This window comes from Marinobacter shunpengi (genome assembly GCF_045449695.1).
In the GTDB taxonomy this organism is placed as follows: Bacteria; Pseudomonadota; Gammaproteobacteria; order Pseudomonadales; family Oleiphilaceae; genus Marinobacter.
Genome location: NZ_JBJJKZ010000013.1, coordinates 266,303 through 288,746, shown reverse-complemented (window position 1 = coordinate 288,746; position 22,444 = coordinate 266,303). Strand labels below are relative to the sequence as shown.

22 protein-coding genes are annotated in these 22,444 nt (G+C 62.1%); 7 read left to right on the top strand and 15 right to left on the bottom strand.

Annotated elements, in window-relative coordinates; genetic code table 11:
- Positions 1-142: 142 nt before the first annotated feature.
- Together ACJO2E_RS10535 and ACJO2E_RS10530 are read right to left on the bottom strand one after the other, a co-directional pair.
- Positions 143-1,345, bottom strand: coding sequence for a flagellar assembly protein T N-terminal domain-containing protein (locus ACJO2E_RS10535; protein WP_406963827.1), 1,203 nt, complete (start codon positions 1,343-1,345; stop codon positions 143-145).
- An 11-nt stretch (positions 1,346-1,356) separates the two neighbouring features.
- Complete coding sequence (locus ACJO2E_RS10530) at positions 1,357-1,893, bottom strand: LPP20 family lipoprotein (protein WP_406963826.1); 537 nt, start codon at positions 1,891-1,893, stop codon at positions 1,357-1,359.
- A gap of 270 nt (positions 1,894-2,163) precedes the next feature.
- On the opposite strand from ACJO2E_RS10530, the gene ACJO2E_RS10525 reads away from it, so the two are divergent.
- From ACJO2E_RS10525 to trmL, 3 genes are all read left to right on the top strand, one after another.
- Positions 2,164-3,267 carry a tRNA nucleotidyltransferase/poly(A) polymerase-related protein gene (locus ACJO2E_RS10525; RefSeq protein WP_406963825.1) on the top strand — a complete coding sequence of 368 codons (1,104 nt, stop codon included), beginning with the start codon at positions 2,164-2,166 and terminating at the stop codon, positions 3,265-3,267.
- Positions 3,268-3,683: 416 nt separating this feature from the next.
- A complete protein-coding gene (locus ACJO2E_RS10520) occupies positions 3,684-4,862 on the top strand; it encodes an acetyl-CoA C-acetyltransferase (RefSeq protein WP_406963824.1) in 1,179 nt (392 codons plus the stop codon).
- On the top strand, positions 4,862-5,326 hold the full coding sequence (gene trmL, locus ACJO2E_RS10515) for a tRNA (uridine(34)/cytosine(34)/5-carboxymethylaminomethyluridine(34)-2'-O)-methyltransferase TrmL (RefSeq protein WP_406963823.1): 465 nt from the start codon (positions 4,862-4,864) through the stop codon (positions 5,324-5,326). Before ACJO2E_RS10520 ends, trmL begins: the two co-directional genes overlap by 1 nt.
- Here the strand turns inward: trmL and ACJO2E_RS10510 are convergent.
- The 8 genes from ACJO2E_RS10510 to ACJO2E_RS10475 all read right to left on the bottom strand — a co-directional run bounded on the left by ACJO2E_RS10510 (position 5,284) and on the right by ACJO2E_RS10475 (position 13,399).
- The gene (locus ACJO2E_RS10510; RefSeq protein WP_406963822.1) at positions 5,284-6,108 is read right to left on the bottom strand and encodes a heme ABC transporter ATP-binding protein; all 825 of its coding nucleotides are present in this window, start codon (positions 6,106-6,108) and stop codon (positions 5,284-5,286) included. The two genes, trmL and ACJO2E_RS10510, sit on opposite strands and share 43 nt — an antisense overlap.
- A complete protein-coding gene (locus ACJO2E_RS10505; protein WP_406963821.1) occupies positions 6,108-7,145 on the bottom strand; it encodes a FecCD family ABC transporter permease in 1,038 nt (345 codons plus the stop codon). Before ACJO2E_RS10505 ends, ACJO2E_RS10510 begins: the two co-directional genes overlap by 1 nt.
- The gene (locus ACJO2E_RS10500) at positions 7,135-7,980 is read right to left on the bottom strand and encodes a heme/hemin ABC transporter substrate-binding protein (RefSeq protein ID WP_406963820.1); all 846 of its coding nucleotides are present in this window, start codon (positions 7,978-7,980) and stop codon (positions 7,135-7,137) included. Before ACJO2E_RS10500 ends, ACJO2E_RS10505 begins: the two co-directional genes overlap by 11 nt.
- Positions 7,971-9,053 carry a hemin-degrading factor gene (locus ACJO2E_RS10495; protein WP_406963819.1) on the bottom strand — a complete coding sequence of 361 codons (1,083 nt, stop codon included), beginning with the start codon at positions 9,051-9,053 and terminating at the stop codon, positions 7,971-7,973. Before ACJO2E_RS10495 ends, ACJO2E_RS10500 begins: the two co-directional genes overlap by 10 nt.
- Positions 9,053-10,183 carry an HmuY family protein gene (locus ACJO2E_RS10490; RefSeq protein WP_406963818.1) on the bottom strand — a complete coding sequence of 377 codons (1,131 nt, stop codon included), beginning with the start codon at positions 10,181-10,183 and terminating at the stop codon, positions 9,053-9,055. The genes ACJO2E_RS10495 and ACJO2E_RS10490 overlap by 1 nt, the downstream gene beginning before the upstream one ends.
- Positions 10,184-10,227: 44 nt before the next feature.
- The gene (locus ACJO2E_RS10485; protein WP_406963817.1) at positions 10,228-12,189 is read right to left on the bottom strand and encodes a TonB-dependent receptor plug domain-containing protein; all 1,962 of its coding nucleotides are present in this window, start codon (positions 12,187-12,189) and stop codon (positions 10,228-10,230) included.
- Between the two features lie 231 nt (positions 12,190-12,420).
- Complete coding sequence (secB, locus tag ACJO2E_RS10480) at positions 12,421-12,942, bottom strand: protein-export chaperone SecB (protein WP_406963816.1); 522 nt, start codon at positions 12,940-12,942, stop codon at positions 12,421-12,423.
- A gap of 40 nt (positions 12,943-12,982) precedes the next feature.
- Entirely contained in the window at positions 12,983-13,399 is a 417-nt protein-coding gene (locus ACJO2E_RS10475; RefSeq protein ID WP_406963815.1) for a rhodanese-like domain-containing protein, read from the bottom strand.
- Positions 13,400-13,587: 188 nt separating this feature from the next.
- On the opposite strand from ACJO2E_RS10475, the gene gpmI reads away from it, so the two are divergent.
- The 4 genes from gpmI to ACJO2E_RS10455 all read left to right on the top strand — a co-directional run bounded on the left by gpmI (position 13,588) and on the right by ACJO2E_RS10455 (position 18,624).
- Positions 13,588-15,141: a 2,3-bisphosphoglycerate-independent phosphoglycerate mutase gene (gene gpmI / locus ACJO2E_RS10470; RefSeq protein WP_406963814.1), complete on the top strand. Its 1,554-nt coding sequence runs from the start codon at positions 13,588-13,590 to the stop codon at positions 15,139-15,141.
- 23 nt (positions 15,142-15,164) lie between these two features.
- Positions 15,165-16,343 carry a murein hydrolase activator EnvC family protein gene (locus ACJO2E_RS10465; RefSeq protein ID WP_406963813.1) on the top strand — a complete coding sequence of 393 codons (1,179 nt, stop codon included), beginning with the start codon at positions 15,165-15,167 and terminating at the stop codon, positions 16,341-16,343.
- A gap of 92 nt (positions 16,344-16,435) precedes the next feature.
- Positions 16,436-17,788, top strand: a complete 1,353-nt coding sequence (locus tag ACJO2E_RS10460; RefSeq protein WP_406963812.1) for a S41 family peptidase — start codon at positions 16,436-16,438, stop codon at positions 17,786-17,788.
- Positions 17,785-18,624 carry a divergent polysaccharide deacetylase family protein gene (locus ACJO2E_RS10455; RefSeq protein ID WP_406963811.1) on the top strand — a complete coding sequence of 280 codons (840 nt, stop codon included), beginning with the start codon at positions 17,785-17,787 and terminating at the stop codon, positions 18,622-18,624. Before ACJO2E_RS10460 ends, ACJO2E_RS10455 begins: the two co-directional genes overlap by 4 nt.
- 193 nt (positions 18,625-18,817) lie before the next feature.
- Here ACJO2E_RS10455 and hisF read toward each other — a convergent pair whose 3' ends face one another.
- The 5 genes from hisF to ACJO2E_RS10430 form a co-directional block, all read right to left on the bottom strand.
- Positions 18,818-19,591: an imidazole glycerol phosphate synthase subunit HisF gene (gene hisF, locus ACJO2E_RS10450; protein ID WP_406963810.1), complete on the bottom strand. Its 774-nt coding sequence runs from the start codon at positions 19,589-19,591 to the stop codon at positions 18,818-18,820.
- A gap of 10 nt (positions 19,592-19,601) precedes the next feature.
- Positions 19,602-20,342 carry a 1-(5-phosphoribosyl)-5-[(5-phosphoribosylamino)methylideneamino]imidazole-4-carboxamide isomerase gene (hisA, locus tag ACJO2E_RS10445; protein ID WP_406963809.1) on the bottom strand — a complete coding sequence of 247 codons (741 nt, stop codon included), beginning with the start codon at positions 20,340-20,342 and terminating at the stop codon, positions 19,602-19,604.
- A gap of 197 nt (positions 20,343-20,539) precedes the next feature.
- Entirely contained in the window at positions 20,540-21,178 is a 639-nt protein-coding gene (gene hisH / locus ACJO2E_RS10440; RefSeq protein ID WP_406963808.1) for an imidazole glycerol phosphate synthase subunit HisH, read from the bottom strand.
- Positions 21,179-21,215: 37 nt separating this feature from the next.
- Positions 21,216-21,809, bottom strand: a complete 594-nt coding sequence (gene hisB, locus ACJO2E_RS10435) for an imidazoleglycerol-phosphate dehydratase HisB (protein WP_328190300.1) — start codon at positions 21,807-21,809, stop codon at positions 21,216-21,218.
- A gap of 118 nt (positions 21,810-21,927) precedes the next feature.
- Entirely contained in the window at positions 21,928-22,389 is a 462-nt protein-coding gene (locus ACJO2E_RS10430) for an SRPBCC family protein (protein WP_406963807.1), read from the bottom strand.
- Positions 22,390-22,444 lie beyond the last annotated feature (55 nt).

Below are 22,444 nucleotides of genomic sequence, written 5' to 3'. Positions count from 1 at the left end.
CCCGGGGGTGGGGAGGCCTTTCAGAGCAGGGCCATGGATGGCCCGGTAGCAAGGTCGGTCCAGGGATGGGCCGTGAATTGCGGCGGCGAAAGGCCTCCCCACCTCCGGGGCGTCCCCGCTATATTGCCAGCCTTCGATCGACCTACCAGATAATCGCGATATCCCCGCGCTGGATATTCTCCAGCGCACCGTACTGCGGAATCACGCCATTGGCGTATTCCGGGAACACATTATCCAGGGTAACTTCGATATCCGCTTCCAGCAGTTCCGGCGTGGCATCCGGGCTGTCGAAATGGGAGTAGCTGCGATACAGCGCCAGGGTATCACCCGGACGCAGACCGGCCGTGGCGCCGGAGGCGAGGGTCACCTTGGTGCCCTCCACCCGGGTAATGCGGGTCATGAAGGGCTGACAGGCCAGTGCGCCCTGGATATCATTGCGCATCTGCGTCACCAGGTCCGCCACCGCCTGACCGTAGGGGGTTTCCAGGAAACCCGCCGAAGCAAAACCGGAGGACTGGCCCTTGCCGGCATCCCAACGCCCCCGAGTCTGGAAGCGCTTCTGGTAGACCGGGGAACCGCTGAAGCCGTCGAAAATCATCATATCGGCGATAAAACGTCGCTCGGTATTGGTGGCACCCAGGCCCCGACCGATACTGTGCAGCACCGAAGTGTTCCAGGCGGAGGGGTCCTCCACGCCGATATCCCGGATCACACCCGCCACTACGAACTGCGCCCCCAGTTCCCGGGACACGTTGATCACATTGGTCAGCCGGTTATCGAACTGCTGGCTGGTAGGAGCATTCATGACATCCGGATACAGCTGGGTACCGGACGCTTTCAGCACCTGCAGGTTGCCCTGGGCCTGTAATCCAGACTGCAGCCACTGCGGCAACATCTGGCCGGCATCGTCCAGGCCGCCCAGGCGCGCCTGTTCCGGTTGCTGGAGGGTAAATCCGGTCACCGCCACCCGCTTCTTAAGGCCGGATGCATTACCCGCCTGGCAACTGTTCTCACGGTCTGACACCTGGGCGCGGACGGTCACCCGAAGGGCGTTACCCACCCGGCGTTCATCCACCACCTCGACATGACTGATCTGCGCCCGGGATGAGACGGTCAACTGTGAGTCGGTAATCCGGCCATTGAGCACCGTCTCCTCACTGCTGACTCGAACGTCCTGTTGAAGGGCTACATCCCGGATGGCCGCCTCACGGGCTTCCGCCCGGGCAGCGTCCAGGTCGCCACCATGGATAGTGGCAATACCTGTGCCTTCCAGGGTCCCGGCACCGGAGGCGAAGCTGATTCCCAGCAGCACAGCCAGGGTGATTGTGCGGATCGTCAGTGTCATGGACATCGCCATCAATCCAGATAGTACAGGGAGTCAGAGCCGTTGCTGACCACATCGCCCGTGGCCCCGTCACCGGTGGGGAGGGGGTCTGGGCAATAGCCTGAAACATCGCGGTCGCTGACCCGGGACACACACTCCCGGAAGCGCCGCTCCAGTTTCAGTTCCATCACGGTTTCGATCACGCCGTCATCGTGTTCCTGGATATCCACCAGCTTGGCACCGCGAAGATAGCTGTCCACATAGGTGCGGAACATGTCGCTGTGGGCAACAAAGTCACTGACGGTGGAGCTGCCATAGATCACCGTGCCGTAGACCCGCTCGGCCAGGTTACGATAGGCGTCCAGTTGCGAAGCCCGCCTGGCCATCAGGCGCTTGCGGGGGTTGGGCCGATCGGTGGCCACGTGTTCATAGGTGCCATACCCGCTGACACGGACGATGATCGGCTCGAAGTTATCCGAACCGTTCTGCGACTGCCCTTCATACTGACTGTTACTGGCGCAGCCGGACAACGCCACGATTAACAGCAGGGCAATACAGGATGACTTCATGGGCGACTCCGGTTGTCATTCAGGGCAAAACACTGCATGTTCCCATGAAAAATCCGGGCCATGTATCCCAATGCACTGTTTTAACAGTAGTTATAGGATCAGACCACTCTTCCAGGCACCCCCGGCGGCAAACCTTCGCCGCCCTTCCCTGTCTCCCTATGACCACCGATGTACCACCAGCCTTTGCAGCCAGATTGATCACAACTTTGCCTGACACGCGGTGGATCCGCATAATCGTGGCTTTGCGGTTGGATAACGGGCCCCCGGTTCATGGAAATCTATCTGGTTGGTGGTGCGGTAAGAGACAGGCTCCTGGACATTCCGGTCAAGGATCGGGACTGGGTGGTGGTGGGCGCCACGCCGGACGACATGCTGTTCCTGGGCTACAGGCAGGTGGGCGCCGACTTTCCGGTATTCCTGCACCCGCAAACCCACGAGGAATACGCCCTCGCCCGGACCGAACGCAAGCAGGGGCGAGGCTACCATGGCTTCTCCGTCTACAGTGCTCCGGATGTCACTCTGGAGGACGACCTGCGCCGCCGGGACCTGACCATCAACGCCATGGCGATGTCGGAGGATGGTGCCCTGGTGGACCCTTTCCACGGCCATGAAGACCTCCAGAACCACCGCCTGCGCCATGTCTCCGAGGCCTTCGCGGAGGACCCGCTACGCATCCTGAGGACCGCCCGGTTCGCGGCACGATTCCACCACCTGGGTTTCGAGGTGGCGGACGATACCATGGCGCTGATGCGGCAGATGGTTACGGACGGCGAGGTGCAGCACCTGGTGCCGGAAAGAGTCTGGCAGGAGATCCAGCGGGCGCTTCATGAGGTGACGCCGACCACCTTCTTCGAGGTACTCAGGGATGCCGGTGCCCTGGACTATCTGATACCGGAACTGGCGAACGATGGCGTGGTGTTCCGGAATGCCATGGCAGCACTGTCGAACACAGCCAATCGAGATCTGGCGACGGAGTGCCGCTGTGCCGCGCTTCTGCATGGGTTGTCGGTAGACCAGGTCACAGACCGGACGGCGGCGCTGAAGACCCCGAATGACTGTCGGGACCTGTCGCGGTTGGTGGTGGCGCTGGCACCGCTGGCTCTCGGGCGAACCCTGACCGCAGAGTCTGTGCTTGACCTGTTCAACCAGGCCGATGCCTGGCGGCGGCCAGAGCGGTTTGATTTACTGCTGGCGACATTGACCTGCCTGCCAGATGGCCTGGATTCGGACACCCGGCGGCGGTTTCAGGATGCCCTGGAGGGAGCCCGCTCTGTGGACGCCCGGTCTTTGATGGCTCAGGGTTTCAAGGGCAAGGAGCTTGGTGAGGCTATTGGTCGGGAGCGTTTGCAGGTCGTTGGTCGTTTTTTCGGTTGAGCTTTCTTTGCCGGCTGGGCTTGGGGGTGAGGCGTTGGGTGATGGGCTTTTCTCCACCGCAATTCACGGTCCATCCCTGGACCGACCTTGCTCCGCGTCATCCTGACGCTGTTACGAAAAGCCCATCCCCCAACACCTCCATCGAGATTCGGGAAGTCTCGTGTTTGGTGCCCCGGTCTGATTATGCCCACTCTCTGAATTTCGATAGAATCAACCTTCCCTTAATGCGGATAGCACATTACTCGATCCGGTATCCGGCAGGGGGTCTTTCGTAGCAGGACCATGGATGGTCCGGTGCAAGGTCGGTCCATGGACGGGCCGTGAATTGCAGCGGAGAAAGGCCCCCTGCCGGGTACCGCGCCCCCCAAGGTCAGCATACGATGGGGGGGAACTTAAAAAAACCGGAGACCCCCAACATGCAAGATGTAGTCATCGCAGCGGCCAAACGCACCGCCATCGGAACCTTTGGTGGTTCCCTCGCCAGCCTGAAGGCCGACCAGCTCGGCACCGCCGTGATCAAGGCCCTGCTGGAAGAAACCGGCGTCGCCGCTGACCAGATCAACGAGGTTATCCTCGGCCAGGTCCTCACCGCTGGCTGCGGCCAGAACCCGGCCCGCCAGGCCGCCATCAACGCCGGCATTCCCGCTTCCGTTCCGGGCATGACCATCAACAAGGTCTGCGGCTCCGGCCTCAAGGCCGTGCACATGGCCGTGCAGGCCATCCAGTGTGGCGACGCCGACATGATCCTCGCCGGCGGCCAGGAGAGCATGAGCCAGTCGCCCCACGTGGTGCCCAACAGCCGCAACGGCCAGCGCATGGGTAACTGGACCATGATTGATACCATGGTCAATGATGGCCTGATGGACGCCTTCAACGACTACCACATGGGCGTGACCGCCGAGAACATCGTGGAAAAGTACGGCATCAGTCGTGAGGAACAGGACGAGTTTGCGGCTGCCTCCCAGCAGAAAGCAGCCGCAGCTCGCGCCGCTGGCTATTTTGACGGCCAGATCGTCCCCATCACCATCCCCCAGCGCAAGGGTGACCCGATTGTGGTGGACAAGGACGAAGGCCCCCGTGATGGCACCACCGCCGAAGGCCTGAGCAAGCTCAAACCCGCCTTCAAGAAAGACGGCACCGTGACCGCCGGTAACGCCTCCTCCCTGAATGACGGTGCCGCTGCCGTGCTGGTGTGCAGCGCCGCCAAGGCGAAGGAACTGGGCCTGACACCGCTGGCGGTGATCAAGGGCTATGCCAACGCCGGCGTGGACCCGAGCATCATGGGCACCGGTCCGATTCCCGCCAGCCAGCGCTGCCTGCAGCGTGCCGGCTGGACCGTGGACGACCTGGATCTGGTGGAAGCCAACGAAGCCTTTGCCGCCCAGGCCATCTCCGTCAACAGGGACCTGGGCTGGGATACCGGCAAGGTGAATGTGAACGGTGGCGCCATCGCCCTGGGTCATCCCATCGGTGCCTCCGGCTGCCGTATCCTGGTCACCTTGCTGCACGAGATGCAGCGCCGTGACGCCAAGAAAGGCCTGGCCACCCTCTGCATCGGTGGCGGCATGGGCGTGGCGCTCGCCGTCGAGCGTTAATGTTCCACATTGTTCTCTACGAGCCGGAGATTCCGCCCAACACGGGCAATATCATCCGGCTCTGCGCCAACACCGGCTGCCGGCTGCACCTGATCGAGCCCCTGGGTTTCACCCTTGAGGACAAGCAGATGCGGCGGGCCGGGCTGGATTACAGTGAGTACGCCAGCGTGACGGTCCACGCCAGCTATCAGGCCTTCCTGGAGGCCGAGCAGCCGCAACGGCTGTTCGGCCTGACCACCAAGGGCAGCCACCCCTACTATGAGGTGAGCTTCCAGGCCGGGGACTACCTGATGTTTGGCCCGGAGACCCGGGGACTGCCTGACAATGTGCGAAACGGGCTTGCGCCGGACCGGCGACTGCGCATCCCCATGCTCCCCCACAGCCGAAGCCTGAACCTGTCCAATTCCGCCGCCGTGGTGCTCTACGAAGCCTGGCGGCAACTGGCATTTGAAGGGGCGGTCTGACGCTCCACGGCGAAATCGTCCGTGGGCACCACCATCGGAAAACCTTCCGGCAGCATCATAATGCGGGCCTTCAGGTCGTATACCTCCCTCAGGTTCCGTGCCGTCAACGCCCGCTCGGGGATATCGTCGCAGTGGGTGGCGCCATCCCGGAGTAACAGCAACCGGTCGCCGTAACGGGCCGCCAGGTTGAGGTCGTGGACCACCGCCAGGATGGCGAAGTTCCGCTCCCGGGACAGGCGCTTCAGCAGGCCGAATACCTGTTGCTGATGGTTGGGGTCCAGCGCGGAGGTACACTCATCCAGCAGCAGGACCACCGGGCCGGGACTGTCCCAGATCTGGGCCAGAACCCGCGCCAGTTGTACGCGTTGCTGCTCCCCCCCGGACAGGCCCGGTACCCGCCGGTGCCGTAGATGGGCAATATCCAGCCGTTGCAGCAGGTCCTTGATGATGGGGGCGGATTGCGCCTGCGGTTCGGGAGGGCGCCCCAGCATCAGCACGTCTTCCACCGTCAGCGGGAAGTTCACGTCGACACGCTGGGGCATGACCGCCCGGTGCCTGGCCAACTGTGCCGGGCGCCAGTCCCGCATCGGCTGGCCCGCGATCTCGATACGCCCCCTGGCCACCTCCCGCTCCCCCGCCAGGACACTCAGCAGGGTCGACTTGCCGGCACCGTTGGGCCCCAGCAGGATCACAAGCTCCCCGTTATCCACCCCAAGGCTCACCTCCCGCACCACGGCACGGCCAGCGATCTCCACGGAAACTCCTTCCACCCGCAGGCTCATCAGATCATTCTCCGTTTTATCAGCAGGGCCAGGAAGAAGGGACCGCCAATCAGCGACATCATCAGCCCGATGGGAAGTTCTGCCGGGGCCACGATGACCCGCGCCAGACAATCAGCGCCCACCAGGAGGGTACCCCCAAGCAACGCGCTGAGGGGCAACAGTGTCCTGTGGCTGGCACCCTGTACCTGACGCACCAGGTGTGGCACCACCAGCCCCACAAAGGCGATCAGGCCACTGACGGCGACAGCGGCCCCTACGCCCAGCCCTGTCACCAGGATGGCGCCGCGCTTGATCCAGTCGGTCCGGTAGCCCAGGTGGCCCACCACCTGCTCGCCCAGCAGGAAGGCATCCAGTGGCCGTGCCAGGAACGGGGCCGCCACCAGCGCCAACAATAGCCACGGCCCGGCGACCAGAAGGTCTTCCCAGGTGGCATGGCCCAGGCTGCCCATGGTCCAGAAGGTGAGCGAGCGCAGTTCCTCGTCGCTGGAGTAAAAGGTCAGCAGCCCAGTGCCGGCGCCGGCAATGGCGTTGATGGCAATACCCGCCAGCAGCAGGGTCGCCACGGAGGTTTCACCGGCCCGGCGGGCAATCCGCCAGGCCAGGAAGACGGTGCCGCTACCCCCGGCAAAAGCGGCGATGGGCAGCGCCCAGTTCCCGGCCAGGGCGGCCCAGCCACCGAGCCAGGTGCCACCCAGCACGATAACGCCGATGGCCGCCAGGGAGGCCCCCGCCGATACACCGATCAGGCCCGGATCGGCCAGGGGGTTGCGAAACAGCCCCTGGAGGACGGCTCCGGAAACCGCCAGCACCGCCCCTACCAGGAAGCCCAGCAGGAAACGGGGCATTCGCACATCCACCAGCACCAGACGCGACACCTGATCCGCTTCGCCGGGGCCGGCGATGACTGAGAGAATATCCCCCAGTGACAGGGGATAGGCGCCGGTGGTCAGCGACAGCCAGGCGATAGTCAGCGCGGCCGCCGCCAGGCCGGTCAGCGCAATCCCGGGGGCCAGCCGACCTGCTTCGTCACGAATCATGCTGACTGACTTTCGCCTCCGCAGGCAGCGCCTTGCTGATGGTGGCCAGCGCCTCCGCCAGGCGGGGGCCGAAGCCCAGCAACAGCATGCTGTCGGCAGCCACATGGTGCCCCTGCTGCCATGCAGGCAGCGATCCCAGCTCCGGCCAGTCCGCAATGTCGAACTGGCCCGGCCGGGTTTCCGCGATCACGATGGCGTCGGGGCGGGTTGCCAGTAATGCCTCACGGCCCGCCGGCTTGAAACCCTCAATGCCTTCAACGGCGTTCTCCGCCCCCAGGGCGTCAAGCATGGCCTGGGCCGCGGTGTTGTCGCCGGCGACCATGACACCATGCGAGCCCGCCGCCAGCAGGAACAACACCCTGGGTGTGGGCGCGCCGGCCCGGGCCTCAATCACGGCGGCCACCTTCTGTTCCATGTCACGGGCCAGTTGGTCGGCGGATTGCCGTTTGCCCATCACGTCGCCAACACCGCGAATCCGCTCGGCGGTGGCCTCCAGTGTGCGGGCCACCGGCAGTTGGTGGATGGTGACACCAGCCTGGCTCAGGCGGTCCAGGGTCTCGTCCGGTGCCGCCTCATCCGTGGTAATCAGTACATCCGGACTCATCGCCAGTACGCCCTCGAACGGCAGGGTCCGCAGGTAACCAACCTTGGGGAGTTCACCCACGGCAGCCGGGTACCGGCTGGTGGTGTCCACGGCCACCAATTGATCCTCCGCACCAATGGCGTAGATGATCTCGGTGATGGCACCGTCCGCACTGACCACCCGGTGTTCTTCCGCCAGCCCGTTCAGTGGCAGGACAAGCGCAACCATGGCTACGACAACGGTCAAACGCATAGGGAGTCCTCCAGCTTCCGGATTTCCTCACGCCAGAGGGGCAGTTCCGGCTGCCCGGGTTTGCGCTCGCCAAACACGGTGAGCACGATATAACCGCTGCCATTGTAGGCTTCCAGCGAGGTGACCACGCCGTCAGCGGTTGGCTTGCGCACCACGAACCAGTCTGTCATCCCCGAGGTGTTGGCGTGCAGGTTGAAGCCCTTGTCCAGCACATTCATCCAGGGCCCCATGCGCCTGGGGTTGTCCACGCGGCCGGTATGGATCTGGACAATTCCGGGGTTACCCACGAAGAACATGAGCGGGCAGCCACTGATACGGGCGTTTTCCAGCAGCACATCCAGGGGCGAGGTCTCATCCCCTGGGCTGGCAGGCAGCCGGGTGACCCACTGACTCCCCACCTGTTCCAGCGCTGTCAGCCGGTCCACTCCGTGGCGCTTCAGCATGGCGTTGAAATGGTGCACGTCCTTGAGCGCTGCCCAGTCATCCTGAAGCGCCTTCACGTCCAGTGCGTCCACATTCGCACGCTGGAGTGGCGGGCGCGGACCGCAATCCTCCACCGGCGGAAATGCGGGAGCACGGTACCTATCCACCAGTGCGTTCCAGGCGTCACCGTCGGTATCGTCCACCCGGTAGATCTTCTGGATCGCCACACCATGGCGGTCGAAGAACTGCAGGCTTTCCCGATTGCCCGAGCGCACCTGCTCACGCACGTGGAATCCATGAGCCCACTGGCCGAAGAACACCCGGACATCAATGTCACCAACCGCCAGCCCCATGGTCCCGGAACCACCGACCGTGAAATCGCCGAAGGTTGCAGTAACCTCGTGCACCACCTGATCATTACGGGCCAGGATCATGACGGGCCCGACGGATGTCATCTCCTGCATCAGCCCGGCGAAATCCGGCGTCAGTGGGGCCAGTTCTTGTGACGGGCGCAGGCGAACCAGATCCATTTCGCTGACGCCCAACTGGTCCGCCGCCTGACGGATACGCATGCCAGGGTTATCTGCGAGAAGGGTCTGCCAACGTTCACGAAGGCCCCGGTTGCCCCTTTCGGTTATCACGGCGCCCATCAGTTCTCACCTCCGCTCAGCGTCACCGCTTTCCAGCGGATAACCGGCTGCCCGCTGTTACCGTCCTCGCCGTAGTAGTTGATAACCTGGACGGCGTACACCGTCGATGTGTCACCGGTGGTGTCGGTATTCACCAGGTACACGCGATAGTTGGGCCAGAGCTTGTGAGCTCCCTCAAGGTTATAGGCATACCAGCTGCTGTCGGAGAAAATGCCGGCGGTCTGGTCCGGCGTATAGGCCCGCTCAAGGGACGTGCCACTGGTGTCGGTGGTCGCGCTGGTGTAGGTGGAGAGATCGCTCCATGCCACCGGTCCGAGGACGGCGCCGTCCCCGTCTCCGTTCGGGCCGCTGTTACTGACCAGCGACAGGGCACGGGGCTGCAGATCGAGTTTCAGATCCCAGGTTGTACCCGTGCAGGGGATGGCCTGATCGATATCGAAGTCATAGCAGGCTTCACCGCCGGACGCCGGGATAGTACCGCTGAATGTCTGGTCGGTGGTCAACTGGGTGGTATCCGCCGCCTGTACTGTCAGGTCAATCCGGAAGGTGATGGGATCCGCCGAGTAGTCCAGGCCGGTCACCCTGACCCGGGCATAGCTGTTACCTTCACCTGAACGCACCAGCCAGCCATTGTCCGGGTTCGGGCTGATGATATGGGTGGTAAAGTCATAGATGTACCAGTCGCTGCCAAAGGCCGTGGTGGCTGCATCCGGCTGCCATTCATCGGGCTCGGGAAAACTGTCCGCCAGGTGCTCCAGCTCCGAACTGGCCGTGGCATTCAGGAACACATTGACGTCGGGTTCACCGGCCGCCGTGTAAAAGTCATCCTGCGCCACCGCAAGCGCCCCGGCGACATTGCCACTGCCGGAACCTCCACCATTGAGCTGGATGTTGGTGCGGCTGAATGCCATATGCCACTCCCCGCTCTCCGCCACTGTCTCTCCGGTGTCAAGATTCAGGTAGGTGTAGGTGCCGCTGGTCTGGGCATCAATCACCTGTTCCTCGTAGCTCGCCGCTTCCGGCGTTTCCGAATCGTCGTCAATGTCGTTGCTGCTACCACCGCTGCCACCACAGGCTGCCAGCGCGAACGTTACCGGCATCAGCCAGACGTTATGCTTGAACTTTTTCATGACAGGTTCCTTTCTCTCTGTTGAATAGTGGGGAGGTCGGGCTTTCAGAGCCCTTCAAAGTCCACGGAAAAGCCGAGATAGACATAACGGCCGCCAACGGGTCTGAAGTCTTCACTCGCGTTATCAAAGTCCCGCTGAACATCGGTGACGTTGTCGACACCGCCATACAAACTCAGCCAGTCGGACGCGAGATAATTGAGTTTCATGTCGACGGTGGTATAGCCGGGCGATTCCATGTCCAGCCCCGCATCAACGTATTCGGAGCTTTGCCCGCGAACCCGCGCCAGCCAGGAAAGGCCGTCTATCCAGGTCTGCCCGTCCAGGGCGAGGTTGGCCTGATGTTCAGGGCGACGATTCAGGTCCAGGCCCGTGGCCTGGTCTTCAGTCTGCATCCAGGTATAGCCGGCGGTCAGGCTCCAGCCTTCCGCAAACTCCCAGCCCGCCGTGGTTTCGAGCCCCCAGGTCCGGGCCTCGTTGACGTTGGCGTAGCTGTAGACCGCCACGCCGTTGTCCGTGCCCGTATACTCGGTGGCAATCAGGTCATCGATGTCATTGAAGAAAGCGTTGCCCTCCACCCAGAGCCGCTTGTCGCGGTGGACGCCCAGCCCCAACTGGTAACTGACACTCTCCTCCGCCTGCACATCGGGATTGCCGTACACCACATACCCCAATTGACTGTGATCGAAGACATAGAAACGCTCCTTCAGATTGGGAACCCGGTATCCGGCCCCCACTCCGGCGCGTACGAAACCGTCCCAGCCGATACCGTCTCCGACATCGAATCGGGCATTGATCTTGGGAGCAACATGATTGCCGAAGTCCGAATCGTTCTGGCCACGGATGCCGGTCACCACCTCCAGGCTGTCCGTCGGCATCCAGGTATGCTGTCCCCAGAGTTCGTAGCTTTCCCGCTCACCATCCACTTCCGCGGCGCCATCCTTGAGTTGTTCCAGGGTGTCCCGGCGTACATCCACCCCCCCCTGCAGCCGCTGGCTATCACCCAGCCAGGTTCCCAGTTCCCCGGAAACCTGGGACAGGGTCATGCTGGCATCGCGATCGTCGTAATAGGCGCTGGGGGTGTATTTGATGGTGTCGTCGGTCAGGTCCTCATGGACCGCGAACCAGCTTCCCTCCAGCGACCCCGCCAGGTTATGGTCGCCGGCCAGCGACACCCGCCAGCGGTCCACATCCTCATCTTTGCCATTGCGCTGGCCGGTGCTCATGAAGCGGGCAATGGAGGTTTCAGTGAATTTCTGTCCCTCCAGGGTGACCCGATGGTTATCTCCCGGTGTCCACTGCAACCGGGCATGGATGTCGTCGCGGGTGATTTCGTTGCCGGGGCGTGTCCAGGTCTCCGGTTCCGGGTCGATGCCATAGGTATGGCGCGTCTCGCCCGCTATTCTCAGCCCCCAGGTCCCGTTTCCGGTTTCCCCCATGGCGGAGGCGTTGTAGCGGGACGGATCGTAACGCTCGCCGGAGGGGTTGTCGGAGCCATAGGATCCCGTATCGGCGTCCAGGGACGCTTTCCAGCCCGGCTCAATGGGCCGGGTAATGACATTGACCACGCCGCCCATGCCGGAGCTGCCGTACTGGGCGGACACAGCGCCCTTCACAATCTCGATCCGGTCAATCTCCAGGACGGACAACTGGCTGACATCCACGGATGAACCGGTGGTGGCATTCAGCGGCATGCCGTCCACCAGCACCAGGGTCTGGTCCGCGGTAAAACCCTGCAGCCACACCTCATAGCCGGATTTGCCATGCACTTCCTTCAACTGCAACCCGGCAACATTGAGCAAGGCCTCCCGCAGGTCCCGGGCGTGGGTCTTCCTGATTTCCTCCGACGTCACTACCTCGGTACGGACCGGGGTCTCCAGAACGGTCCGCTCGCTACGAGTCCCGGTCACCACTATCTCGTCCAGGTAGCGCTTCTCCGCCGTCACCTCGCCCGCCAGGGAACCGAGAAGCGCAATCGCCAGCACACTTCGACTTGTTTGATTGAACACTTACCGTCTCCGCTCGACAAAAACGATAACGATTCTCATTCAATAATTCTCATATGTCAATTTTAAATACAACGATTTGTATTTTTATTATCGTTTAAATGAAAAAATCTGGTCGGCAAGATAGTTCGGATGAACTGAATGGTGATGCAGGGCGGGCCGTGGCTTGGCAAACAGACACAAAAAAACCGGCCGAAGCCGGTTGCGTGATTCAGGAGAGTATCGAGGTCGACGTCAGTGCGTCTGCTGACCTTCCGGGGCTTCCGCACCCTGCTGTTCCTGCTCCTGCTGCTTGCGCTTCACCGCCTGGGCGAAGATGGCGTCGAAGTTCACCGGCGCCAGCATCAGGGCCGGGAAGCTACCCTTGGTGACGATGTTGTCGATGGTTTCCCGGGCGTAGGGGAACAACAGGTTCGGGCAGTACGCGCCCAGCATCGGCGGTACCTGCTGCTCCGGGAAGCCGTTGAGCAGGAACACCCCCGCCTGCTGGATTTCCACGATGTAAGCGACCTTCTCGTCCACCTTGGCAGTGATGGTGATGGACAGCACCACTTCGTACTGGGTGTCGCTGACCTTCTTGTGGGAGGTGTTCAGGTCCATGTTGACGGACGGTTTCCACTGCTGCTGGAACATGTCCGGGGCGTTCGGGGATTCGAACGACAGGTCCTTTACGTAAATACGTTGCAGCGCAAACTGGGGCTGGTTCTGGTTTGCGTTATCGCCGCCGCCGGCAGCCTGCTGATTGTTCTCAGCCATGATCTTTCCTTATTTGCGTTCAGTGTGTCAGTCGATATTCTTATTTCTTTACCAGGGGAAGGTTCGAGGCCTTCCAGTCACCGATACCGCCGTTCAGACGAACCACATTGGTGTAGCCCTCGCCATTGAGCTGCTTCACCGCCATGGCGGCATGCTGCCCCATCTTGTCCACCACGATCACCGTCTTGTCCTGGTGTTTCTTCAATTCCGAGGCTCGCTCCTTGATGGCGTTGAGCGGGATATGGATGGAACCGGTAATGCGCCCTTCATTGAATTCCTTACGATCCCGAATGTCCACCACCACGGCCTCATCCCGGTTGATCAGGTTCACAGCTTCCTGCGCCGACACCTTCTTGCCACCACGACGGCTTTCCAGGAAAAACAGCGCCAGCAGCAGGGCCACAAAGATGGATACCAGAATGTAGTGATTTACGACGAACTCAAACAACCGTTCCATGAACCTGTCCCGAAGTAATAATTTGGGCGGATTATACACACCCTCCGCCGGCGACAGAAGGCAGCTTCCATAGCCCGTCACACCCTATTCGGGTTAGAATTCAGCTTCAAATTCTCAGGCGACGCTGATGCCGGCCTGCCACGGGCCCGAGATGCACCAGCGCACCCACAACCACACCGGAAAGCGTAATGACCAGCACTCGCAAGACGACGGCACTGATCATACTGGACGGCTGGGGCCACCGTGACCCGGCTGAAGACAACGCCATCAGCAAGGCCGACACCCCGTTCTGGGACAAGGCCTGGGCGGAATTTCCCAAGACGCTGATCAACACCTCAGGGATGTTCGTTGGGTTGCCCCAGGGGCAGATGGGCAACTCGGAAGTCGGCCATATGAACCTCGGTGCCGGCCGGGTGGTTTACCAGAGCCTGACACGCATCGACAAGGACCTGGAGGACGGCACCTTCAATGAGAACCCGGCGCTCCTGGCCGCCATCGACAAGGCGGTCACCAACGATGGCGCGGTCCATCTCATGGGGCTGATGTCTCCGGGCGGCGTCCATGCCCACGAAGATCACATCCTGGCCGCCGCCGAACTGGCGGCGCAAAAGGGCGCCACTCGGGTCTACATCCACGCCTTCCTGGACGGTCGTGACATGCCGCCCCGCAGTGCCCGCCCGTCCCTGGAAAAGGCCGCCAACAAGATGAAGGCCCTGGGCGTCGGCCGTGTCGCCTCCATTGTCGGTCGTTACTTCGCCATGGACCGGGACAATCGCTGGGACCGTGTCGAACAGGCCTACAACCTGCTGACCCTGGGCGACGCGGAGTTCACCGCGCCGGACCCGCTGACCGCCATCGACGAAGCCTACGAACGCGGCGAGAACGACGAGTTCGTCAAGGCCACCCGTATCCAGGGCGACGACGATCCGGACGCCACCATCAACGACGGCGACGCGGTACTGTTCATGAACTTCCGCGCCGACCGTGCCCGGGAGATGACCCGCACCTTCGTGGAGGATGATTTCGACGGTTTCCAGCGCCGCAAGCACCCGAAGCTGTCAGATTTCGTGATGCTCACGGAGTACGCTGCCGACATCAGGACCTCCTGCGCCTATCCGCCGGAACAGCTCAAGAACGGTCTGGGCGAGTATGTGGCCAACCTGGGCAAGACCCAGCTCCGCATTGCCGAAACCGAGAAGTACGCCCATGTCACCTTCTTCTTCAACGGCGGCCTGGAAACACCTTTCGAGGGCGAGGATCGCATCCTGGTGCCCTCCCCCAAGGTGGCCACCTACGACCTGCAGCCGGAAATGAGCGCCCCTGAGGTGACCGACAAGCTGGTGGAAGCCATCCGCAGCGGCAAGTACGACCTGGTGGTATGCAACTACGCAAACGGCGACATGGTGGGCCATACCGGTAAGCTGGACGCCGCCATCAAGGCCGCCGAATGCGTCGACCGGTGCATCGCCCGTATCGCCGATGCCCTGGACGAGGTCGGGGGCGAGGCCCTGATCACCGCCGACCACGGCAACTGCGAGCAGATGACCGACCCCGCCTCCGGCCAGGTCCATACCGCCCACACCACCGGCCCGGTGCCGCTGGTGTATGTCGGCCATCGCAAGGTCAGCCTGAAGGACGATGGCAGCCTTAGTGATGTGGCGCCCTCCCTGCTCGCAATGATGGGCCTGGAGCAACCCGGAGACATGACCGGCCACAGCCTGGTCACCCTCAGCCAGGACTGACCGGCACACCGATGCGACACCCCATGGCCAGGAACGCCGGACATCGCCCGCTGACAAGCGCCACCGGACAACTCCGGCTGGCGCTTGTTGCGTTTCTGCTGACTGCCGGCAGCATGGGCCATGGTCAGGACCAGGTCACTCCTGCCCAGGTTGAAGCCCTCAAGGAAGAGATCGCGGAGATCGACGAGTGGCTGGCCGACGCCGAGGAAGACCGCAGCGAACTGGAACAGACCCTGGCAAATGCCGAACGGGAAATCAGCCGCCTGACCCGCGAACGCCGGGAACTGCAGGAGCAACGCCGACAACAGGCCCGGGAACTGGAACAGCTTGAGAGTGAGGAAAAGGAACTGGATCAGAGCCTGCGGGAGCAACGCTCCGCCCTGAAGCGACAGCTCCGGGGCGCCTGGATGGAGGGCAAAGCCCCAGCCATCAAGGTCCTGCTCAACGAGGCCGATCCGGAAGAGATCGCCCGCACCATGACCTACTACGAATACCTCAGCGGCGACAACCTCCAGCGCCTGGAAACCTTCAACGAGACCCTGACCGAACTACAGGCCACCCGCCAGCAAAAGCTGCAGGCCCAGGCCGAGGTGATCCGGCTGGAGGAGCAGGTCAGTGAGCGACAGCAATCCCTGCAAACACAGAAGGCCAATCGGGAACAGACCCTGGCGGCGCTCAAACAGGACATCAGCGAGCGCAAGGACGAGCGCAGCACCCTGGAAGCCGACCGGAACCGGCTGGAAAAGCTGTTGCGGGAGGTGGAAGAAGCCATTGCCAGCATTCCCTCCCCCACCGAGACCGAACCCTTCAACCAGCGCCAGGGTAAGCTGGACTGGCCGGCCCAGGGGCGCCTGGTGGCAGCCTTCGGCGGCTCCATGGCCCAGGGGCACCTGCGTCGCAATGGCATCCTGCTGAACACTGAAGAAGAGGCGGAAGTACGCTCGGTCCATTACGGTCGCGTGGTCTTCTCCAACTGGCTGCGGGGTTTTGGCATGCTCACCATTGTCGACCATGGCGAGGGCTACATGACCCTGTACGGCCATAGCTCCAGCCTGCTGGCCAGCCCCGGGGACTGGGTGCGGGCCGGGGAGACCATTGCCCTGGCCGGTCGCACCGGAGGCACCCAGGACCCGGCGGTGTACTTTGAACTGCGTCACAACGGTAAGCCACAGAACCCGATGCGCTGGCTGGAGCGCCAGTAATTCCAGGAGCCCCCGTCCCAGCCATGGCTGACAAAAGGAACCGGGGACGCCATACTGACAGCCGTATCCATGAATCCGAACAGGGACACTGAATGAAACCGGTTATCCATAGCTGTAAAACCACACTCCTTGGCGGTTTACTGGCAGCCACCTGCCTCTACGGTGTAACCGCCACGGCCCAGGAATCGCAGCCTGCGGAGGCAGTCTCGCCGCACGCTGACACCATGGGTAGCGAGGAAGGGGCCCTGCCCCTGGATGACCTGCGCAAATTCACGGAAGTGTTCAGTCGTATCAAGGATGCCTACGTTGAGGACGTTTCCGATAAGGAGCTCCTGGAAAATGCCATCAAGGGCATGCTTTCCGGGCTGGACCCCCACTCCGCCTACCTGGAGCCCGAGGCCTACACCGAGCTGGAGGAAACCACCACCGGCGAATTCGGCGGCCTGGGCATTGAGGTCGGCATGGAAGACGGCTTCGTGAAAGTGATCGCACCCATCGATGACACCCCCGCCCAGAAGGCCGGCGTCCAGGCCGGCGACCTGATCATCAAGCTGGGCGACGAACCGGTGAAGGGCATGTCACTGCAGGATGCGGTAACCCGCATGCGGGGCGAACCCGGCACCACGCTGACCCTGACCATCATGCGGGACGGCGAAAGCGCTCCCATCGAGATTGACGTGGAGCGGGCCGTTATCAAGGTCACCAGCATCAAGTCCCGTACGCTGGAGCCCGGCTATGGCTATATACGCATCACCCAGTTCCAGGATGAAACCGGCGACCAGTTCATCGACGCCATTGAGACACTCATGTCGGAGAACGACGGCGACCTCGACGGCCTGATTATCGACGTGCGCAACAACCCCGGCGGCATTCTTCAGGCGGCCGTGGCCACCTCCGATGCACTGCTGGATGAGGGACTGATCGTCTACACCGAGGGCCGTATCCAGAGCTCCCGGCTGCGGTTCAACGCCGAGCCCGGTGATGTCTCCAACGGCACCCCGGTTGTGGTACTGATCAACGGCGGCTCCGCTTCCGCCTCCGAGATCCTGGCCGGGGCCCTGCAGGACCACGAGCGCGCGGTCGTCATGGGCACCCGTTCCTTCGGCAAGGGCTCGGTGCAGACTGTTATCCCGCTGGATGAGACCCACGCCATCAAGATGACCACCGCCCGCTACTTTACCCCGGATGGTCGCTCCATCCAGGCCCGCGGTATCGAACCGGACATTACCGTGCGTCCGGCCACCCTGACCGAGCTGGAAGGTGGCCCCTTCTTCAGCGAGGCCAGCCTGAGCGGGCATCTGGAAAACGGCGAAGGGGACATCAAGCCGGAAGACCGTAACGCCCCGAGCAACTCGGAAATCGACCGGGATTATCAACTTCGCTCAGCCCTGAATCTGCTCAAGGGCATGGGGATCCTCAGCAGGAAGGGAGCCAGCCAGGAGTGAAACCGGGCGCCATCGCAGCCACGCTGGCACTGCTCGCGGCTTTCCCCCTGGCCACATGGGGCGACAAGCCCTCCCTTCCCGCCCGTGCGGATGAAGGGGTTCAGCCCACCATTGCCATCATCATCGATGACATGGGGGCCAATGCCGTTGAGGGCAAACGGCTGATCCGGTTGGAGCAGCCCCTGACCCTGGCTTTCCTGCCCTATCGTCGCCATACCCGGGAACTGGCCACCAGCGCCCATCGACACCACAAGGAAGTGATGCTGCACGCCCCCATGGACAACACCCGGCATATTGGCCTGGGTGCCGGCGGCCTGACCGCCGACATGGACCGGCCCACCATCACTGCCACTCTCCGCCAGTCGCTGCGGGCCGTCCCCTATGCAAAAGGCGTCAATAACCACATGGGCAGCCTGCTGACCCAGCTCCCTGGGCCTATGACCTGGGTCATGGAGGAACTCCGCGACCACCCGCTGTACTTCGTGGACAGCCGCACCATTGCCTCAACGATAGCGGGCCGGACGGCGGCGGAAAACGACGTTCCCACCCTCACCCGCGATGTCTTCCTGGACCATGAGCAGACTGAAGAGTTTGTTCACCAGCAGTTCCAGCTACTGATCCGAAAAGCCCGGGAGAACGGCACCGCCATCGCCATAGGCCATCCCCACACTGTCACCGTCGACTATCTGGAAAAGGTCCTGCCCACGCTTGATGAACAGGGTATCGCTGTGGCCACGGTCAGTGCTGTGTGGGCTATTCGGAACGGGAATCGGCGGATGTTTGCGGAAGAGCAAAAGCCGGAGATCGTTCCCGCAGTGGCGAGACAGCCAGAGTAAGGATTGATCTAGGTTTAAGCCAAGGCAGCTTAAGGCATTTGCATATCCTTGGCCCCGCCAGGTTGAAGGGTTTTCCGGGACCTTCAAAAACAGGGACGTTTTTGAAGAGCCTCCAGGGATGGATTTACGGCGTGTCCCGGAAAACCCTTCAATCTGGCGAGGCATGCACCATGCCTATCAGGCAAGTTACGAACTATTCCCGGACTTCGATCCCCTGCCCCTTCATAAAGGCCTTGGCCTCGGGAATGGTGTGCTGGCCGAAATGGAAGATGGAGGCCGCCAGCACGGCATCAGCTCCGCCCTTGGTGACGCCATCCGCCAGGTGCTGTAGTTCGCCCACCCCACCGGAGGCAATCACCGGCACCACGACGGCATCGCTGATGGCCCGGGTCAGGCCGATGTCGAAGCCGATCTTGGTACCGTCCCGGTCCATGCTGGTGAGCAGCAGCTCCCCAGCGCCCATGGCGACCATCTTGCGGGCCCATTCCACGGCATCCAGGCCGGTGGGCTTACGGCCGCCGTGGGTGAAGATTTCCCAGCGTGGTTCTTCACCTTCGTCACTGACCCGCTTGGCGTCGATGGCGACAACGATGCACTGGCTCCCGAAGCGCTCGGCGGCTTCCCTGACAAACTCGGGGTTGAAGACCGCAGCGGTGTTGATGGAGACCTTGTCGGCACCGGCATTGAGCAGTTTGCGGATGTCGTCGACGGTGCGTACGCCGCCGCCCACGGTCAGGGGAATGAAGACTTCCGCCGCCATGCGTTCCACGGTTTCGTAGGTAGTGTCGCGGCTTTCGTGGCTGGCGGTAATATCCAGGAAGGTGATTTCGTCGGCGCCCTGCTCATTGTATTTGCGGGCTACCTCCACCGGGTCGCCGGCATCGCGGATATCCACGAAGTTGACGCCTTTGACCACGCGGCCCTTGTCCACGTCCAGGCAGGGGATGATGCGTTTTGCCAGTGCCATGTCGATCTCCTCAGACAGTTCCCAGGCTGTCGCAATAGGCCTGGGCTTCGGTGACGTCGAGGGTGCCTTCGTAGATGGCGCGACCGGTGATGGCCCCCAGGATGCCTTTGTCGGCGACGGTGGCCAGGCGTTTGAGGTCGTCCATGTTGGTAACGCCGCCGGAGGCGATGACGGGGATGCCGCCCTCTTCCGCCAGTGCGGCGGTGGCTTCGACGTTGACGCCCTGCATCATGCCGTCGCGGCTGATGTCGGTGTAGACGATGGCGTCGACGCCGTCGTTGGCAAAGCGTTTAGCCAGGTCGGTAGCCATGACTTCGGAGACTTCGGCCCAGCCGTCGGTGGCCACGCGGCCGTCCTTGGCATCAAGGCCGACGATGATGTGGCCGGGAAACCGTTTGCACATGTCGGTAACGAACCCGGGCTCTTTGACGGCCTTGGTGCCGATGATGACCCACTGTACGCCGGCCTTGAGGTAGGCTTCGATGGTTTCCGCGGAGCGGATGCCGCCGCCAATCTGGATGGGCAGGTCCGGATAACGTTTGGCGATGGCGCGGACGATCTCACCGTTGACGGGTTCGCCAGCGAAGGCGCCATTGAGGTCGACCAGGTGCAGGCGGCGGGCGCCGGCTTCCACCCAGCGGGTGGCCATGTCGACCGGGTCGTCACCGTATTGGGTGGATTCGTCCATCCGGCCCTGTTTCAGGCGAACGCATTTGCCGTCTTTCAGGTCAATCGCGGGGATTATCAGCATCGGTTGTGTGTCCTTTGGCTTTGGCCAATTGGCCTTGGGGCTCGCCGCCCGTGCTCTGGCAGGTGGGAACCCTTTTCGGGATACGCCGTGAATACATCCCTGTAGGCTCTTCAAAAACGTCCATGTTTTTGAAGGTCCCGGAAAGGGTTCCCACCCACCAGATCACTACCTTGGGCAGTGCCCGCCTGGTGATCGGATCAGTTTCCGGACCAGTTGGTAAAGTTCTTCAAAAGCTGCAGCCCCGCCCGTGCACTTTTTTCCGGGTGGAACTGCGCCGCAAAAATGTTATCTCTCGCCACCGCCGCCGCCAGGTCGACACCGTAGTGGGTGCGGCCGGCAATATCGTGGTTGCCGGTGGATTCGACATAGTAGCTGTGGACAAAGTAGAAACGGTCGCCGTCATCAATACCGTGCCACAGTGGGTGATCCTGGGTCTGCCAGACCTGGTTCCAGCCCATGTGGGGTACTTTCAGGCGTTCACCATTCTCAGTGAGGTTTTCACCGAAAAAGCGCACCTGGGAGTCGAACAGGTTGATGCAATCGACGCCGCCGTTTTCCTCGCTGCGGGACATGATGGCCTGCATGCCGACGCAGATGCCGAGGAACGGACGGTCCGCAGAGACTTCGCGCACCAGTGTATCCACACCCAGGCGGCGGATTTCCGCCATGCAGTCACGGATAGCGCCGACGCCGGGCAGGATGACGCGGTCTGCCTCGCGGATCCGGTCGGCCTTGTCGGTGACCAGCACGGTGGCGTCCGGGGCGACGTGCTCCACGGCCTTGCGGGCGGAATGGAGGTTGCCCATGCCGTAGTCAATAATGGCAACGGTATTCATGATCGGGGAACAGTCCTGAAAAAGTGTCCGGGGCGGTTTACAGCGACCCTTTGGTGGACGGTGTGATACCGGCCATCCGTTCATCCATTTCAATAGCCATGCGCAGGGCGCGGCCGAAGGCCTTGAACACGGTTTCAATCTGGTGATGCGTGTTCTTGCCCTTCAGGTTGTCGATGTGCAGCGTAACCATGGAGTGGTTGACGAAGCCCTGAAAGAACTCCGCGAACAGATCGACGTCAAAGCCGCCTACCGAGGCACGGGTGTAGGGCACGTCCATCAGCAGCCCGGGACGGCCGGACAGGTCGATGACGACCCGTGACAGGGCTTCGTCCAGAGGCACGTAGGCGTGGCCGTAGCGGCGGATGCCCTTCTTGTCGCCCACGGCCTGCTTGAAGGCCTGGCCCAGGGTGATACCGATGTCTTCCACGGTGTGGTGATCGTCGATATGGAGATCGCCGGTGGACTTGATGGTCAGGTCAACCAGGCCATGACGGGCGATCTGGTCCATCATGTGTTCCAGGAAAGGCACGCCAGTATCAAAGCTGGATTTGCCGGTACCGTCCAGGTCGATCTCGACGGTAATCTGGGTTTCAAGGGTATTACGCTCTACCCGTGCCTTGCGATCGGCCATGGGAACTCCGGAGTTTTACAAAACTGGCAATGAATCAGGCGCCAATTATACCTTCTCGCGGCGCCTGCGTCCTGCTTTCACCGCTATTGTGGCAATAGCTTCACATCAGACCGGGGATTCAGGACGCCTTCTTCAGGTTGTTCATGTAGGTATCCACCAGTCCGTTGAATTCGTGCTTGACCACCGGGCTGATGGCCAGCTTGAGCAGCCCGGGCAGCGGCAGCGTCAACTCCGCCGAGGTCTGGAAGCGTGCCCGGGTGCGGTTGTCATCAATGGCGGTCAGTGTCCAACTGCCCCGGACCACACCATTACCCACGCCCTTTACTGGTTCCCAGGTGATCTTGCCGGAGTCCTTGTCCGACCGGTACTTGCAGGCATAGGCGGTCTGGATGGAGTACTTGTCGATGCCGATCTTCTCCATCTCCCACCGGTAGGTGTTGTCGCCCAGGTCCACCAGTTGGTCGATCTTGGGGAAATAGCTGACGGAACGGGGCACATCAGACAACAACTCAAAGGCCTCATCGTAGGAAGCGGCCAGCTCAATCTCGCGGTTCAACTCTATGGATACGGTAAAAGCCACGCCTGTCTCCTCAAGTTATACAGCGCCCCGTTTAGGTGATATTGACGGAGTACTG

Coding starts and splice junctions, on each gene's coding strand:
- ACJO2E_RS10535 (WP_406963827.1), bottom strand. CDS start 1,345: ATGACACTGACGATCCGCACAATCACCCTGGCTGTGCTGCTGGGAATC.
- ACJO2E_RS10530 (WP_406963826.1), bottom strand. CDS start 1,893: ATGAAGTCATCCTGTATTGCCCTGCTGTTAATCGTGGCGTTGTCCGGC.
- ACJO2E_RS10525 (WP_406963825.1), top strand. CDS start 2,164: ATGGAAATCTATCTGGTTGGTGGTGCGGTAAGAGACAGGCTCCTGGAC.
- ACJO2E_RS10520 (WP_406963824.1), top strand. CDS start 3,684: ATGCAAGATGTAGTCATCGCAGCGGCCAAACGCACCGCCATCGGAACC.
- trmL (WP_406963823.1), top strand. CDS start 4,862: ATGTTCCACATTGTTCTCTACGAGCCGGAGATTCCGCCCAACACGGGC.
- ACJO2E_RS10510 (WP_406963822.1), bottom strand. CDS start 6,108: ATGAGCCTGCGGGTGGAAGGAGTTTCCGTGGAGATCGCTGGCCGTGCC.
- ACJO2E_RS10505 (WP_406963821.1), bottom strand. CDS start 7,145: ATGATTCGTGACGAAGCAGGTCGGCTGGCCCCCGGGATTGCGCTGACC.
- ACJO2E_RS10500 (WP_406963820.1), bottom strand. CDS start 7,980: ATGCGTTTGACCGTTGTCGTAGCCATGGTTGCGCTTGTCCTGCCACTG.
- ACJO2E_RS10495 (WP_406963819.1), bottom strand. CDS start 9,053: ATGGGCGCCGTGATAACCGAAAGGGGCAACCGGGGCCTTCGTGAACGT.
- ACJO2E_RS10490 (WP_406963818.1), bottom strand. CDS start 10,183: ATGAAAAAGTTCAAGCATAACGTCTGGCTGATGCCGGTAACGTTCGCG.
- secB (WP_406963816.1), bottom strand. CDS start 12,942: ATGGCTGAGAACAATCAGCAGGCTGCCGGCGGCGGCGATAACGCAAAC.
- ACJO2E_RS10475 (WP_406963815.1), bottom strand. CDS start 13,399: ATGGAACGGTTGTTTGAGTTCGTCGTAAATCACTACATTCTGGTATCC.
- gpmI (WP_406963814.1), top strand. CDS start 13,588: ATGACCAGCACTCGCAAGACGACGGCACTGATCATACTGGACGGCTGG.
- ACJO2E_RS10465 (WP_406963813.1), top strand. CDS start 15,165: ATGGCCAGGAACGCCGGACATCGCCCGCTGACAAGCGCCACCGGACAA.
- ACJO2E_RS10460 (WP_406963812.1), top strand. CDS start 16,436: ATGAAACCGGTTATCCATAGCTGTAAAACCACACTCCTTGGCGGTTTA.
- hisF (WP_406963810.1), bottom strand. CDS start 19,591: ATGGCACTGGCAAAACGCATCATCCCCTGCCTGGACGTGGACAAGGGC.
- hisA (WP_406963809.1), bottom strand. CDS start 20,342: ATGCTGATAATCCCCGCGATTGACCTGAAAGACGGCAAATGCGTTCGC.
- hisH (WP_406963808.1), bottom strand. CDS start 21,178: ATGAATACCGTTGCCATTATTGACTACGGCATGGGCAACCTCCATTCC.
- hisB (WP_328190300.1), bottom strand. CDS start 21,809: ATGGCCGATCGCAAGGCACGGGTAGAGCGTAATACCCTTGAAACCCAG.